Source organism: Micromonospora sp. NPDC003816 (genome assembly GCF_042874705.1).
Classification (GTDB): domain Bacteria; phylum Actinomycetota; class Actinomycetes; order Mycobacteriales; family Micromonosporaceae; genus Micromonospora.
The window spans coordinates 63054-77314 of record NZ_JBIANP010000013.1 but is presented as its reverse complement, the minus strand read 5'-3'; the positions used below and the strand labels follow the sequence as shown (position 1 = coordinate 77314).

Annotated in this window: 13 protein-coding genes; 6 read left to right on the top strand and 7 right to left on the bottom strand. The window is 68.7% G+C overall.

Features of this window, described 5'->3' with window-relative positions; all coding sequences use genetic code 11:
• The first annotated feature begins 4 nt into the window (after nucleotides 1–4).
• Genes ACFYTT_RS27645 through ACFYTT_RS27635 form a run of 3 tightly spaced genes read left to right on the top strand, consistent with a single transcriptional unit; the run spans nucleotide 5 to nucleotide 2356 of the window.
• The gene (locus tag ACFYTT_RS27645; protein ID WP_387263477.1) at nucleotides 5–1327 is read left to right on the top strand and encodes a glycosyltransferase family 87 protein; all 1323 of its coding nucleotides are present in this window, start codon (nucleotides 5–7) and stop codon (nucleotides 1325–1327) included.
• Nucleotides 1324–1956 carry a phosphoribosyltransferase gene (locus ACFYTT_RS27640; RefSeq protein ID WP_131053448.1) on the top strand — a complete coding sequence of 211 codons (633 nt, stop codon included), beginning with the start codon at nucleotides 1324–1326 and terminating at the stop codon, nucleotides 1954–1956. Before ACFYTT_RS27645 ends, ACFYTT_RS27640 begins: the two co-directional genes overlap by 4 nt.
• 22 nt (nucleotides 1957–1978) lie before the next feature.
• The gene (locus tag ACFYTT_RS27635) at nucleotides 1979–2356 is read left to right on the top strand and encodes a zf-TFIIB domain-containing protein (RefSeq protein WP_176095591.1); all 378 of its coding nucleotides are present in this window, start codon (nucleotides 1979–1981) and stop codon (nucleotides 2354–2356) included.
• A 220-nt stretch (nucleotides 2357–2576) separates the two neighbouring features.
• On the opposite strand, the gene ACFYTT_RS27630 is transcribed toward ACFYTT_RS27635, so the two are convergent.
• From ACFYTT_RS27630 to dnaB, 3 genes are all read right to left on the bottom strand, one after another.
• Nucleotides 2577–3462, bottom strand: a protein-coding gene (locus tag ACFYTT_RS27630) for an IS5 family transposase (protein WP_387263567.1) whose coding sequence is annotated in 2 segments (ribosomal slippage) — nucleotides 2577–2774 and nucleotides 2776–3462 — 885 coding nt in all. Because the reading frame shifts where the segments join, the coding sequence is not laid out codon by codon here.
• 44 nt (nucleotides 3463–3506) lie between these two features.
• Nucleotides 3507–4223 (bottom strand): hypothetical protein, encoded by a 717-nt coding sequence (locus ACFYTT_RS27625; RefSeq protein WP_387263473.1) that lies wholly within the window; start codon nucleotides 4221–4223, stop codon nucleotides 3507–3509.
• Nucleotides 4224–4435: 212 nt separating this feature from the next.
• Nucleotides 4436–5827 (bottom strand): replicative DNA helicase, encoded by a 1392-nt coding sequence (gene dnaB / locus ACFYTT_RS27620; RefSeq protein ID WP_387263564.1) that lies wholly within the window; start codon nucleotides 5825–5827, stop codon nucleotides 4436–4438.
• Between the two features lie 404 nt (nucleotides 5828–6231).
• Between dnaB and ACFYTT_RS27615 the strand changes: the two genes are divergently transcribed.
• Nucleotides 6232–7893 (top strand): hypothetical protein, encoded by a 1662-nt coding sequence (locus ACFYTT_RS27615; protein WP_387263471.1) that lies wholly within the window; start codon nucleotides 6232–6234, stop codon nucleotides 7891–7893.
• Nucleotides 7894–7999: 106 nt separating this feature from the next.
• Here the strand turns inward: ACFYTT_RS27615 and rplI are convergent, their stop codons facing one another.
• The 4 genes from rplI to rpsF form a co-directional block, all read right to left on the bottom strand.
• Complete coding sequence (rplI, locus tag ACFYTT_RS27610; protein WP_131053610.1) at nucleotides 8000–8446, bottom strand: 50S ribosomal protein L9; 447 nt, start codon at nucleotides 8444–8446, stop codon at nucleotides 8000–8002.
• Between the two features lie 14 nt (nucleotides 8447–8460).
• Nucleotides 8461–8700: a 30S ribosomal protein S18 gene (gene rpsR / locus ACFYTT_RS27605; RefSeq protein ID WP_007073789.1), complete on the bottom strand. Its 240-nt coding sequence runs from the start codon at nucleotides 8698–8700 to the stop codon at nucleotides 8461–8463.
• Between the two features lie 41 nt (nucleotides 8701–8741).
• Nucleotides 8742–9266, bottom strand: coding sequence for a single-stranded DNA-binding protein (locus ACFYTT_RS27600; protein WP_131053609.1), 525 nt, complete (start codon nucleotides 9264–9266; stop codon nucleotides 8742–8744).
• 98 nt (nucleotides 9267–9364) lie between these two features.
• Nucleotides 9365–9655: a 30S ribosomal protein S6 gene (gene rpsF / locus ACFYTT_RS27595; protein ID WP_117228245.1), complete on the bottom strand. Its 291-nt coding sequence runs from the start codon at nucleotides 9653–9655 to the stop codon at nucleotides 9365–9367.
• A 589-nt stretch (nucleotides 9656–10244) separates the two neighbouring features.
• Between rpsF and ACFYTT_RS27590 the strand changes: the two genes are divergently transcribed.
• Nucleotides 10245–11036 carry a deoxyribonuclease IV gene (locus ACFYTT_RS27590; RefSeq protein ID WP_387263467.1) on the top strand — a complete coding sequence of 264 codons (792 nt, stop codon included), beginning with the start codon at nucleotides 10245–10247 and terminating at the stop codon, nucleotides 11034–11036.
• Nucleotides 11033–13390, top strand: a complete 2358-nt coding sequence (locus ACFYTT_RS27585) for a hypothetical protein (RefSeq protein ID WP_387263465.1) — start codon at nucleotides 11033–11035, stop codon at nucleotides 13388–13390. The genes ACFYTT_RS27590 and ACFYTT_RS27585 overlap by 4 nt, the downstream gene beginning before the upstream one ends.
• Nucleotides 13391–14261: the final 871 nt, after the last annotated feature.

The window sequence follows — 14261 nt, the reverse complement described above, 5'->3', positions numbered from 1 at the left end:
CGACGTGAGCGCCGCCACTTCGACCCCCCACCGCACCGGCAGGTGGCACCGCCTCGACACCGCCGCCGACGGCCTCGCCCTCGACCTCGGCCTGTACTCCACCGCAGCCGTCTTCGCCGCGATCACCGCCGCCACCAGCACCCTCGTACCCCACCGGGCCTGGGGCACCATCGCCGCACTCGGCTACCTCGCCGCCGCACTCGCCGCCACCGGACAGCTCCTCCTACGCCGCCACCGGCCGCACTCGAAACTGGTCACACTGCCCGGACGCGCACTGGTCACCGCACTCGCCTGGGCCGGCACCGCCCTGCTCCCGCTGATCTGGCAGAGCGTGCAACGCGCGTCCGGACGCACCGACCGCGCCCAGGAGGAGGTCCTGGTCGTCGAGGACTCCGGCACCCGCCTCGTCGACACCGGCACCCCCTACCTCGGGCCCGACGCCATCGCCGCACTGCCCGCCGACGAACGACTCCTCGGCTACACCCCCTACCAGCCGGGCATGGCCCTCTTCGGAATACCCCGCGCGTTCGCCGACACCTGGTGGACCGACGCCCGGGTCTGGTTCGCCGTCGGCACCGCCGTAGCGCTGCTGCTCGCCATCCGCGTCCTGCGACCACCCACCGCCCGCACCGGGACCACCCGCCACGACGCCCTGCTGCTCCGCGGCGTACAGGCAGCCACCGTCCTGCCCGTATGCGCGCTCACGCTCGCCACCGGCGGCGACGACCTGCCCGTACTCGCGCTCTGCCTGCTGGCGCTCGCCCTCGCCGCCACCGCCCGACCCGGCTGGGCCGGCGTCGCGGTCGGGCTCGCCGGAGCCCTGAAACTCTTCGCCTGGCCGGTCGCCGCAGTACTGATCATCTGGGGCCTCACCCGCCGCGCCGGCCTACGCGTCGCCGCCGGAGCCCTCGGACTCCCCGCCGCCGCACTGCTCCCCACCCTGCTGGTCGACCGCAACGCGCTGGTGGAGAACGTCCTGCGCTTCCCCCTCGGGCACGGCCTGGTCTCCAGCCCCGCCGCCAGCCCGTTCCCCGGCTACCTGATCGCGAACGCCCTGCCCGCCGGCCGGGTGATCGCCGCCGCGCTGTTGGTCGCCGCCGGGATCGCCATCGCCGTCCTGCTCGCCCGCCGCCCACCCCGCACCGCCCGCAGCGCCGCCCTGATCTGCGGGTACGGCCTGCTCGTCGCGATCCTGCTGATGCCCGCCACCCGCTTCGGCTACCTGCTGTACCCGATCGCGTTCCTGCTCTGGGCCCCCGCGCTCGACCTCGGGATCCGGCAACCGCCGAGCACGGACGACCCACAGGGCGTAGACCTGAGGACATGACCACCTACCGCGACCGCACCGAGGCGGGCCAGGTACTCGCCGACCGACTCACCGCCCTGGCCGGCGAACCGGACCTCGTCGTGCTGGGCCTGGTACGCGGCGGCGTACCGGTGGCGCAGGTCGTCGCCGAACGCCTCGACGCACCCCTCGACGTTCTCGTGGTCCGCAAACTCGGCATGCCGTGGGCCCCCGAGGTCGCCTTCGGCGCACTCGGTCCCGGCGGGGAACGCGTCCTCAACGACGTCGTCGCCGAACGGCTGAGCCCCGACGACATCGCCGGAGTACAGGAACGCGAACAGACCGAACTGGACCGGCGGGAACAGCTCTACCGGGCCGACCGACCGCCACTGGACCTCACCGGCCGTACCGCCCTGATCGTCGACGACGGCCTGGCCACCGGCGCGACCGCCCGCGCCGCAGTCCAGGTCGCCCGCCACCTCGGCGCCCGCCGCGTGGTGGTCGCCGTACCCGTCAGTGCGCCGCAGGCCCACGAGATGCTGGCCGCCGAGGCCGACGAGGTGGTCAGCGCGCTGTGCCCCGCCGACTTCGGCGCGGTCGGCGCCTACTACGACGACTTCCACGAGGTCTCCGACCACGAGGTCACGGCGGCGCTGACCACTATCGGGTGAACCGACCAGGTACCTTCGGGTCATGAGCCTGACCTGTCCCAAGTGTCGTGGAGAGATGCGCCAGTACGAGCGCAGTGGGGTCGTCATCGACCAGTGTGGCGAGTGCCGCGGGATCTTCCTCGACCGTGGTGAGCTGGAGAAACTGTTCGAGGCGGAGGCCAACTGGAGCGCCGCTCAGCAGGCCCCGCCCGCCCCCCAGGGTGGCTACCAGCCCCCGCCGCCGCCCCCGGCGCCCGCCCCGCACCAGCCCGGTTACGGCGCGGTCCCGCCGCCCCCGCCCCCGCCGCACGGCTACCCGGCCCCGGCACCCGCGTACGGCCACTCCCAGCAGCACTACGGCTACCACGGCCACTACCGGCGTAAGAAGCGCAAGAGCTTCCTGGACGACATGTTCGGCTGAGCAACATCGCGACCGGGCCGCCACCTCGGACGGCCCGGTCGCCTGCCAGACCGGGCCGGTCTCGGACGGCTCAGTCCGCTGGTGATCAGACGGTCTCGGCCACAGCCACCTTCGACCGGTTACCTTCAGCGCATCTGTTCACGCTGCTGTCCCTCGCTCATCATGGCTCCAAATCGCTCGCCGGAACCTCAGCCTCAGAAAGTGTTGGGTAACCAGGTAGCTACTTCTGGTTGAGCTCGTCGTTGAGGCGTCGAGCTGCCTCGGTCTCGATCGGACCTTGCGGCTCGACATCCTCGCCGGCCAGGCGCGCGGCCATCAACCGGATCATCGCCACCTTGATCATCGCTTCGGCGTGCGCGGGCTTGCGCTCGTAGTCGCGGGCCAACCGTCTGCACCGTCCCCACCAGGCGAAGGTTCGTTTCCACCACCCACCTGCGGGGCAGCACCTGGAAGCCTTTCACGTCGGCGTTGCGGGCCACGATCTGCAACTCGACCCCGGCGTGGCTGCGGGCCCAGTCCAGCAGCCCGGCGTCGACGCGGTTGACGTAGCCGCCGTCGGCCCAGACCAGGCCTAGCAGCGGGAACGTTTCGGTGATCCCCGCGAGGACCAGCTTGGCGCCGGCACGTTCCTGGATCGACGCGGCATGCACCACGGCCTTGAGCAGCAGTCCGCAGGTGTCGACCAGGACATGCCGCTTACGGCCCCGAGTACGTTTGCCGGCGTCGTAGCCGATTGCCTCACCGCCCTGGTGGCTGTGCGCGGTCTGCGAATCCAACACCGCCGCCGACGGCTGCGGGTCACGTCCCTCGGCCACCCGCACCGCGTCTCGCAGCCGGTCATGAACCCGGTCCCAGGTTCCGTCGGCGCTCCAGCAGCGAAACCACCGGTAGGCCACGTCCCACGGCACGAGGTCGTGCGGGACGTGCCGCCACGCCGCCCCGGTCCGCAGCACGTACAGGATCGTGTCAATGACCAGCCGACGTGGATACCGCAACGGCCGACCACCCCTACGCCGGTCCCGCACCGGCAGCAACGGCTCGATCACCGCCCACTGCCCATCAGTCAACGACGACTCGTACGCCGGTTTACAGACACAACGACACAGACGTGATCTTCGCTGACACAGTCAGCGAAGATCACCTCCAGGTATCACAACACTCTCTCAGCGAGGATCCGGCGAGCGATCTCCGCCTTGCGAGGCAGGGCAACGGATGCGCCGTCGTAAAGCAGAGCCACTATCCTTCCGGCGGGCTTACAGGTCGTTCCGACCGTATGGATCGTCTTGTGCGGCCGCACGCTGAGGCCGTGAATCCCGTGCACGCCCAGGAAATCAACGAAGGCCCGGAGCAAGCGTTGACTACCGACAAGCCTGAACTGCGCGAACGTCGACTTACTCGGGTTGCTTCTGCGATAGACGCCAAAGGATCCGTCCCCATCGACTACACCACGCCAGAAGTCTCGTGATTCCGTCAGCCGCGCGTTCACCGGCCCCTGATACCTCCCTAACGTGATCAGGCGCTCTGCCAGTTGCCTTGACCGCACTGAAAACTGACACGACTGGCGAATCAGGTTCGGCGCCGAGATACTGCTGCTAGACCCGAGGAACAAGCGCAGGGAAACCAAGTGATCACGGTCTCGGGCGGCAAGTCCGACGGAGATCTGCGGGAGATAGTTGGAGCGATAGGTCACACATCCATCGGCGAACAGAAAGCCCAGCCAGTAGCAGGCCTCGGGCTCCAGGGTGTCGAACGCATCGTGCCGCAGCGTGTGCACTTTCCTGCGTAGGACAACCCCACGACGCAACAGCAGGCCACGCATTCCGGGCTCGGTCAGGCCGAAGGTTCGAGCGACCTCTGCCAGTGCCATACCGTCTGAGTACAGGCGAGCGGCTTCGGCCCGCCGCGGTTCACCCAACTTCGCCACTGTTCTAGCCGGAACGCCTCGCCTCCGTAAGAGGCCACGGATCGCCTGTCGGCTCACTCCGAACGACTGAGCAATCGCGGTAAGGCTTTCGCCGATCGCGTCCCGGCGAACGACTTCCTCGATGTCCGCCGGGGATAGCCGAGCAGAATAATAGCTCACACGATAGCCATATCAACAAATCTCGACAGATGCAACTGAGCTGCGACGGTCACCGTGTCGGTCGGACCATTTCGGTGCTTGGCAATTATAAAATCCGCCTCTCCGGCCCGAGGCGATTCCTTGTCGTAGTAGTCGTCGCGATGCAGAAGTATGACAACATCGGCATCCTGCTCAATTGATCCAGATTCCCGCAAGTCGGACAATTGTGGACGCTTGTCGGTGCGCTGTTCGGGGCCACGGTTCAGCTGGCTGACCGCGATGACCGGGCACTCGACCTCCTTGGCCAGCAGCTTCAGGCCTCGGGACAGGTCCGCGACCTCCTGCTGCCGACTCTCGGTGCGCTTCGGTGAGGTCATCAGCTGGAGATAGTCGACCACGATCAGCTTGAGGTCGTGTCGCTGCTTGAGTCGACGAGCCTTGGCCCGGATCTCCATCAGGTTCATGCTCGGCGTGTCGTCCACGAAGAGTGGCGCCTCACTGATCTCACCCATGCACCGGGCGAGCTTCGTCCAGTCGTCGTCGGAGAGTTGCCCGCTGCGCAGTACGTGCAACGGCACACGCGCTTCGGCCGAGAGCAGCCGCATGACGATCTCGACCTTGCTCATTTCCAGCGAGAAGATGGCCGCCGCATGGTTCGCTCGAATTGCCGCATTTCTGGCAAAATCCATACTTGCCGTAGATTTGCCCAAACCAGGTCGACCTGCCACGATGATCAACTGTCCGGCGTGCAAGCCGTTGAGCAGGCGGTCCAGGTCGGTGAAGCCGGTGGGTACGCCGGTCATCACGCCGCCCTGCGCGCCGACGGCCTCGATCTCGTCGAGGGTCGGTTGAAGCATGTCCGCCAGGATGGCGAAGTCCTCGCTGACGCGACGTTCGGTGACGTCGTAGACGGCCTGCTGAGCCAGGTCGACGACGTCGTCGACGTCGCGAGTGCCGCCGCCTCCGGTGCCGTATCCGAGTTGGACGATCCTGGTGCCGGCCTCGACCAGCCGTCGGAGTACCGCCCGTTCACTCACGATGCGCGCGTAGTACGCGGCGTTCGCGGCGGTCGGCACGCTCGCGATCAGCGTGTGCAGGTACGGGGCGCCGCCGATCCGGGCCAGGTCGCCGGAGTCGGCCAGCGCCGCGGCGACGGTGATCGCGTCGGCCGGCTCACCGCGACCGTAGATCTCCAGGATGATGTCGAAGATGGTGGCGTGCACCGGCCGGTAGAAGTCGTTGGTCTTGAGGATTTCGACGACGTCGGCGATGGCGTCCTTGGACAGCAGCATCCCGCCCAGGACGCACTGCTCGGCCGCGACGTCCTGGGGTGGCGTCTTGTCGAACTGGCCGTCGCGCGGTGGCGGACCGGACGGCTGCCCTCCGCCGGGAAACGACTCTGTTCGCATGTCATCCGTGACCGACACCGGGTCCCCCTCCACTGCGTCGGATCGTGCCCGGGCTCACCGCCCGGGTGCGACGGTCGACCGGCCGTCGATCGGGGGCATCTGGCGGCGGGCCGGGGGCTAACGATACGGAACCCGAGGTCAGCCACCAACCAGCCCGGTGGATGAGCCTCGGGACAACCTGTGGATGGCGGTGGGCGAGCATGTGCGCAGCGTGTGCACAGCATGTGGATAACTCCTGGGGAACAGTGGGGCGCACGCCATTGAGCTGGACAGGTAATGTCCACAGCCTGTGGACAGGAATTTCTGGGTAGGGCTTTGTCCTGAACGTCCCGTAGGATCGGTGCCCTACGGCTACACCTGGACAGCGGATTGCGCTTTCGGTTGAGAAGGGTCACGCTCCGGCCGTGAGTTACCGGGACTGGGTACGCGGGGAGGACGGCCCGCGTGAGCGGCCGACCGCTTCGTGGGCCGAGCCCGTGGATCGGGACCCGGACGAGCGATACGACTCCGCGGTCGAGCGGTACCGCACCCCGAGTCGCCGCCGGGCCGCCGAGCGCGGCCAGGAGGAGCCGGCCGAGCCGTACCTGCCGCGCTGGGCGCTGGAGTCCGGCGTGCGCAGTGTCGACGGCGGCGGGCGGCACGCTGCTCCTGATGAGGATGACGAGGTCGAGCGGCCACGGTACGCGGGTGGTCGGCGTTCGGCCGAGCGCGGCGGGAGTCGCCGGGCCGGTGAGTCGAGTCGGCGCGAGCCCACGGCACGGGCCGCCCGGCCGGCGTCCGATCACACCCGGGAGTGGACGTTCGACCGTCCACAGGAAGAGGGGTACGTCGGTAGTCGTCGCGCCGAGGACGACGACCCGGTCTCGGGCGTGACGCCGCAGAGCCGGCCGCGTCGGGCCCCGTCGCAACGTCGCCAGGTGACATGGTCGGGGCTTGCGGAGGAGGAGGCCGAGGCCGGCGCGTCCGAGCCGGCTGTCGAGACTCCCACCCGGCGTCGACGTCGTGCGGCGGAGCCCTCGACGCCGGCGGTGGATCCGTGGCAACGGGGCACGGAGCGGGCGGCGGAGCCGGAGTACCAGCAGCCGGCGGTGGATCCGTGGGACGCCTCCGGCCTGCACGCGTGGGACCAGTCGGCGGTTGACGGTCGCCGGAAGGACTCCGCGTCGACCGATCCCTGGGACGCGGACAGTACGAGCCAGTGGCTTCAGGCGGCGGGTGCGGATCCGTGGCTCGAGCCGGACAGCACCGGTCAGTGGGATCGGTTCGCGGAGCCGGAGCCGGAGCCGCGGGAGCGGGATCGGCCACCGGAGCGGAAGCGGCCACCGGAGCGGCAGGCCGGTTACTCCGAGCCGGACCGGTGGGACCGGACGGAACCGCCGCGTTCGGGTGCGGTTCCGGCGACCTCGGGTGCGGGGCAGTGGTCCTGGATGGAGCGTGCGGAGCAGGAGCCGGAGCAGGCGCAGGCGCGGGAGCCCTTCTGGCCGGGTACGCGTCTGGCAGGCGACGATCCGCGGTGGGTGGATGCGCCCGAGTCGGCGCCTCGGTCGCCGGTGGTCGGGTACACCGCGCCTCGGCCACGACCCGCGCCCCGTCGGCGTTCGTCGCCCGCGCCGGCTCCGCCTCGGCCGGTCGGCATGGCGGCCGTACGGCGGCGGATCGAGGCGGTCGGTTCCGGGGGCTGGAACCGGCGGCTCGAGGACGACCTGCTCGATCCGGATCCGGGTGGTCCGTGGCTGCCGCTGCTGTACACGGCGGCCTGTTACCTGCTGCCGGCGGTAGTGATCTTCGTCTGGTTGTTGACGCTCGACGGGGCGCCACCGGCCGGTTGTGTGACCGATATCAGTGGTGGCGGCTGTGATTCGCCACGGGCGCGGGCGTTCGGCGCAATGGTGGCCGGGTTGCCCCGTTTCGGGTTGGCGTTGATGAGCAGCCTGGCGGTCGCGATGTTGCTGCGTCGGGTGGGTACGACGTGGCGGTCGACCACGGTGGCGTTGGCCGCTGCCGTCGTGGGTGGTGGTCTCTCCACGGTGATGATCAGTGCGGTGACGGGCCAGCCCATCGGCTGACGGGGTTCGGGCACCGTGAGTCGGCCTTCGTCGACCGGGTACGCGTACGCGACAGGGCCCGCACCATTGATCGGTGCGGGCCCTGTCGCGTACGTCAGCGGGGCGCTCAGCCCTGCACGACGTTGAGGTTGAACGTGGCGGTCACCTCGGGGTGCAGCTTGACCCGCACCGCGTGCGACCCGATCGCCTTGATGTGGCCGGGAAGCTCCAGCCGACGTCGGTCGAGCACCGGGCCGCCGGCCGCCTTGACGGCGTCGACGATCTCGGCGGAGGTGACCGAGCCGAAGAGCCGACCACCGTCGCCGGCGCGGGCCTTCAGGTTGACCTTGAGACCCTCGAGCTGGCCCTTCACCTCGTTGGCGTGGCCCAGATCGCGGATCTCCCGTGCCGAGCGGGCCCGCTTGATCAGCGTGACCTGCTTCTCCGCGCCCTTGGTCCAGGCGATCGCGAAGCCCTGCGGGAGCAGGTAGTTACGGCCGTAGCCGTTCTTGACCTCGACGATGTCGCCGGGGGTGCCGAGTCCGGACACCTCCTGAGTCAGGATGATCTTCATGGCGGCGCCTCCTCTCAGCGGGCCGTAGCGGTGTACGGCAGGAGCGCCATCTCACGGGCGTTCTTGACCGCACGGGCGATCTGCCGCTGCTGCTGCGAGGTCACGCCGGTCACCCGCCGAGCGCGGATCTTGCCGCGGTCGGAGATGAACTTGCGCAGCAGGGCGGTGTCCTTGTAATCGATATAGGTGATCCCGTCCTTGTCTAGCGGGTTCACCTTCTTCTTCGGCTTGCGCAGTGCCGCAGCCTTCGCCATTGCTCTTGCTCCTGGTTTACGATCACGGGCGCTCGGCGCCATTAGAACGGAGGCTCCTCGTCGAAGTTGCCGCCACCCGAACGGGAGGGGGCTGGTGCGGCCGAAGCCCAGGGGTCGTCGAAGTTGCCTCCGCCGCCGCCCTGGCCACCACCACCGCCGCTGTTGCCGCCGCCGCCGAAGCCGCCGCCGCTACCGCCGGAGCGGGACATCTTCTGCACCTTCGCCGTGGCGTAGCGCAGAGACGGGCCGATCTCGTCGACCTCCAGCTCGATGACGGTGCGCTTCTCGCCCTCGCGGGTCTCGTAGGACCGCTGACGCAGCCGGCCCGACACGATCACGCGGGCACCGCGCTGCAACGACTCCGCCACGTGCTCCGCGGCCTGACGCCAGACGGTGCACGCGAGGAACAGGGGCTCGCCGTCCTTCCACTCGTTGGACTGCCGGTCCATGTACCGGGGCGTCGAGGCGACCCGGAACTTGGCGACGGCTGCCCCCGAGGGGGTGAACCGCAACTCGGGGTCATCGGTCAGGTTCCCGATGACCGTGATGGTGGTGTCTCCTGCCATGACCAACTCCTCGCACACTCAACCGTTCCGCCGTACAGGTTCTCAGAACCCTCTGACAGCGCGGGTGAGGCTGTTCCGGGTGGGGCTAGGTGGATGGATTAGCGCATTTCCGGGCGGATGACCTTGGTGCGCAGCACGGACTCGTTGAGTCGCAGCTGGCGGTCCAGCTCGGCCACCGCCTCAGGCGATGCCTGAAGGTCGACGACGGCGTAGATGCCCTCGGCCTTCTTGTTGATCTCGTACGCGAGGCGCCGGCGGCCCCACACGTCGGTCTTCTCCACCGAGCCACCCGCGGTCCTGATCACGTTCAGGTACGTGTCGAGCGACGGTGCGACGGTGCGCTCCTCGAGGCTGGGGTCGAGGATCACCATGATCTCGTAATGACGCAAGACGTGCTCACCTCCTGTGGGCTAAGCGGCCACGGTCCTTCCGTGGCAGGAGGTCGTGCGTCGCTGCCCGTCCCGCACCGGGGGAACCCGACCGGGAGCGGACAACCGGACCAGGATACCCGGCCCGGACGATCACCATCACCGAGGTGACCGGCACAGCGAACCGGGGGTCCGCGTCGACGTCGCTGTCGACCCGGACCCCCGGTCACGGGACCGCGGGGCGTCCCGTCCGCATTCCTTGGGTGGGACCTGGGGAGGAACGACCACACCGATGAGGTTGGACCGAAGACGCCCCGCGGAGCTTTATCACGTTGTTATCTGACGATATCCCGGAAGTCGGCTCTTCATGGGGCAAATCCCAGAATTGCCGACATTTTTCTCCGTCGACATCCGTCGACGTCCCGCTGATGCCGATGCGCCCGACCGGCCCGGTCGGGCATCGACAGGCCACCGGTCCGTCGACACCGGGATCGGGGGACGTCCGAAGCGCCGGATCCATCGGTATCAACGAGTTCCGACGGGCGCGGTGACGCCACCGGGCCGGTGGGCGTCACCCCGACCGTCGGTCGCGGGACGTAGGCTCCCCTGCATGCGTATCGGAGCCCACGTCGATCCGACCGACCCGCTGGCGGAGGCGACCGCCCGAACGGCCGACACCGTGCAGTTCTTCCTCTCCGACCCGCAGGGTTGGAAGGCCCCACAACCCCGTGCGGACGCGGAACAGTTGCGCACCGCCGAGGTCGACGTCTACGTGCACGCGCCGTACGTCGTCAACGTCGCCACCGGCAACAACCGGATCCGTATCCCGAGCCGGAAACTCCTGCTCGCGCACGCCCAGGCGGCCACGGCGATCGGAGCCAAGGGGCTGGTGGTGCACGGTGGTCACGTCAACGCGGGTGACGATCCGGCGAGCGGCATCGAGAACTGGCGCAAGGCCCTGGCGTACGCGGCCGACTCCGGCGGTTTCGGACTGCCGGTGCTGATCGAGAACACGGCCGGCGGCGAGAACGCCTGCGCCCGTCGACTCGACGCGCTCGCCCGGCTCTGGGACGTCATCGGCGCGTACGACGTGGGCTTCTGCCTCGACACCTGCCACGCGCACGCGGGCGGCGAGGAACTCCTCGGCCTGGTCGACCGCGTCAAGGCGATCACGGGGCGGGTCGACCTGGTGCACGCCAACAACTCCAAGGACGCGTTCGACTCGGGCCGGGACCGGCACGACAACCTGCGTGGCGGCACCATCGAGCCGGACCTCCTGGTGGCCGTGGTCCGGGCGGCCGATGCTCCGGTCATCGTGGAGACCCCGGGCGGTGCTGACGGGCAGAGCGGTGACATCGCCTTCCTGCGTGGACAACTCGGCTCGGAGACGTCGGCGGCATGACCACGGACCAGTCCGCCACCGGCGGCTCACAGTCGGCCTCCCAGGACGGCACCACGGCCGAGCCGCCCGCCTCCGGCGGGTCGGCAGAGACACCTCCGCCCTCGGCGGCCACGGACGCAGCGGCCGATACCGGCACCGACGCCGACGGCGGAGGCACCCCGGACGGCAAGAAGAGCGACAGCACCGGCAAGAGTGCGACCGCCGGGACCGCCGCCTCCGGTGCGCGCACGGCCGCAAGCGGCGACGACGCCGCCCTCGACGCGGACCCGGGCACGACCGGCAGCACGGGCACGACCGGCAAGGCCACCGTCGGCGAAGGCGGGACGGCCGGGCCCGGCGACCAGAGCGCCCCCGCCAGCAAGACCACGCCCGGCACGAGCACGTCCAGCGAGGCCGCCGCGCTCGGCGCGGGCACCGGCGATGACCAGGGTTCCACCGGCGAGACGGCTGGTGGCACCGGCAAGGACGCCACGAGCAAGGACCCGACGAGCAAGGACGATACGAGCAAGGACGCACCCAGCAAGGACGCCGGCGAATCGGGCAAGGAGAAAGCCGGCGAGGGCGCCCCGGGCGACGGCAAGCCGGACCCGTGGGCCGCCTTCGGACCGGCTCCCGTGCCGGTACCCACCTGGTACGGGCGGCTCGGTCGCCGGCTCGGCCGGTTCGCCATCCACGAGTGGACCCTGGCCGCCCTCGGGTCGCTGGCGCTGGCCGTCCTGATGACCTGGCCGACGCTGCGCTACCCACGGCACACCCTGCCGCAGGACTACTGGGACCCGAGCCTGCAGGCATGGCAGATGGCATGGTCGGGGCACATCCTGAAGACCGACCCGGCCCAACTCTGGCACGCCAACACGTTCTTCCCTGAGCGGTGGAGCTTCGCGTTCTCCGACACCCTGCTCGGGTACGCCCCGGCAGGCATGATCGGGACCGGCCCCGAGCACGCGCTCCTGCGGTACAACATCATGTTCGTGCTCGCCCACGCGCTCGCCACGTTCGGCGCGTACGTGCTGGCGCGGCAGCTCGGAGCGAGCCGGATCGGGTCTGCGGTGGCCGGGGTCAGCTACACCTACGCGCCCTGGTTGCTGGCGCAGGCCGGCCACCTGCACGTGATCTCCAACGGCGGTATCCCGCTGGCGCTGGCCATGCTCGCGCGGGGGCACGGCTGGTCGCTACGGCACGGCTACCGGCCCGAACGTCGCAACCCCGGTTGGGTGTACGCCGGTTGGCTGGTCGCCGCCTGGCAGTTGAGCCTCGGTTTCGGCATCGGTCTGCCGTTCGCGTACGTCCTCGCCGGCACGGTCGTGGTGGCCGCCGTCATCTGGTACGCCAAGCGCATCTTCTGGCGGGTGAAGCGGCCCTTCGGTCAACGGCTCCTGACCGCCGACCTGATCGGTGGCCTGATCTTCGCCGGAGTCGGCATTCTGCTGGCCATCCCGTACTTCACGGTGACCCAGCTCCACCCGCACGCGGAACGTTCCATCGCCGACATCGCCGTCTTCTCCCCTCCGGCGACCGGCTTCGTCACCGCTCCCGGTGAGTCCCGCGTCTGGGGCGAGCTGCACGAGGGCGCTCGGGCGATCCTGCCCTGGCACCCGGAGATGACGTTGCTGCCCGGCTTCGTGCTGTACGCGTTGGCTGCCGGCGGCCTGTTCTTCTCGATCTGGACGGCCCGCCAGCGTCTGCTGCTCCTTCTCGGCGTGCTGGTCACGATGGTGTTGGCGATGGGCACCGAGTTCTTCGGCGGCACCTTCACCTACGTACCGCTCTTTGACCACCTGCCCGGCTGGAACGGCATCCGTACGCCGGGACGGCTGATGCTCTGGACCACCCTGTTGTTGGGGCTGCTCGCGGCGGGCGCGGTCAGCGCGTTCGCCGAGCGGGTACGGGAGATCTCCGCCGCGCGGATTCCGTCCTGGCCCAGCCCCTGGCTGCGCCTGGCCACCCTGGTCCCGCTGGTGCTGGTCGTCGCCGAGGGCACGAACACCACCCCGCAGCCGGTGGTGCCCCCGCAGCCGGCCGCCATGCGCGAGGTCGACGGTCCGATGCTGGTGCTGCCCAGTAGCCAGGGCCACGACCAGCCGGTGATGCTCTGGTCGACCTCGCGGTTCCAGCAGGTCGTCAACGGCGGTAGCGGCTTCGTGCCGCGGCAACTGGACGATGTCCGCCGGGTGACGATGGCCTTCCCGGACCAGACCAGCGTCGACTACCTGCGCACCCTGGGCGTGCAGAACGTCCTGATCCTGCGGGACCTGGTCGTCGGCACGCCCTGGGAGATCAGCATCGACGCACCGGTCGACGGGCTCGGCATCACCCGTGAGGAGATCGGCTCGGTCGTCGTCTTCCGGCTCTAATCCACGTATTGCTGGTGCCTACAGCTTCGAGAAGCTACCTATCGAGGTAGGGCTGCAAACGACATGATGTGCGCCGACATCGCGAAGCGCTGACATCTCCGCCACGACCAATTTAGCGACCACTCTTCGTTACATGACACTAATTACCGGATTCTAACACAGCGCGGAAGGTCACCATATCCGCGACAGCCCAGAAGGCCTGCACATGCTAGCACCCGCAGCGGTGATTCGGGGAAGTGTTACCCAGGCAAGAACGAATTATTTCCGGGAAACCAACAGCAGTGCATGCATCGTCTCATTTAGGCAGCTATGCGCAGCTTGCCGCGATCCATACATTTGACATTATCGTTTCCCGTCAAATACAGTGCCTACCTGAATGGCCAACAATCAAAATCGTCAACCTCAATGGGTTGGCGAGTTGACCAACGGGAGGCGTTCGGGTGAAACTGAGGAAGCTCTTCGCGGCCACGGCAGTAGTCGCGACAACTATCGTGACCACCACACTCGCGAGCACAACTTCAGCCTCGGCAGAGCCGGCTGACATTTCGGAAGCCGCAGCCGCCAGTTGTTACGGTGGCGCAGTCTCCTTCCCGTCTCAGACTTTGGGCCCAGCATCCACACGATATCTTCCCTCCTCCTCGGGCTACTACACGACGAGCTCTCGCTGCCAGGACATCAACATCAAGTTCGCCAACCCTGAGAGCGGAAACGTGCAGGTCCGGGTTTGCTGGGTGTCCCACGGCACCTGCAACTCGTACAAGACCCTATTGATGGACTCCGCCTGGAAGGTCATCGCTACCGACGTACTGGACGGCACGAGGTTCCGGGTTCAGATCTACAACTATCGGGACTGGAGCACGACTTTCGGCGG

What these genes read in the sequence shown, in the direction of transcription:
- ACFYTT_RS27635 (WP_176095591.1), top strand. Translation starts at nt 1,979, where the DNA reads ATGAGCCTGACCTGTCCCAAGTGTCGTGGAGAGATGCGCCAGTACGAG.
- ACFYTT_RS27590 (WP_387263467.1), top strand. Translation starts at nt 10,245, where the DNA reads ATGCGTATCGGAGCCCACGTCGATCCGACCGACCCGCTGGCGGAGGCG.
- ACFYTT_RS27625 (WP_387263473.1), bottom strand. Translation starts at nt 4,223, where the DNA reads ATGGCACTGGCAGAGGTCGCTCGAACCTTCGGCCTGACCGAGCCCGGA.
- ACFYTT_RS27640 (WP_131053448.1), top strand. Translation starts at nt 1,324, where the DNA reads ATGACCACCTACCGCGACCGCACCGAGGCGGGCCAGGTACTCGCCGAC.
- ACFYTT_RS27585 (WP_387263465.1), top strand. Translation starts at nt 11,033, where the DNA reads ATGACCACGGACCAGTCCGCCACCGGCGGCTCACAGTCGGCCTCCCAG.
- rpsR (WP_007073789.1), bottom strand. Translation starts at nt 8,700, where the DNA reads ATGGCGAAGGCTGCGGCACTGCGCAAGCCGAAGAAGAAGGTGAACCCG.
- ACFYTT_RS27600 (WP_131053609.1), bottom strand. Translation starts at nt 9,266, where the DNA reads ATGGCAGGAGACACCACCATCACGGTCATCGGGAACCTGACCGATGAC.
- rplI (WP_131053610.1), bottom strand. Translation starts at nt 8,446, where the DNA reads ATGAAGATCATCCTGACTCAGGAGGTGTCCGGACTCGGCACCCCCGGC.
- dnaB (WP_387263564.1), bottom strand. Translation starts at nt 5,827, where the DNA reads ATGCGAACAGAGTCGTTTCCCGGCGGAGGGCAGCCGTCCGGTCCGCCA.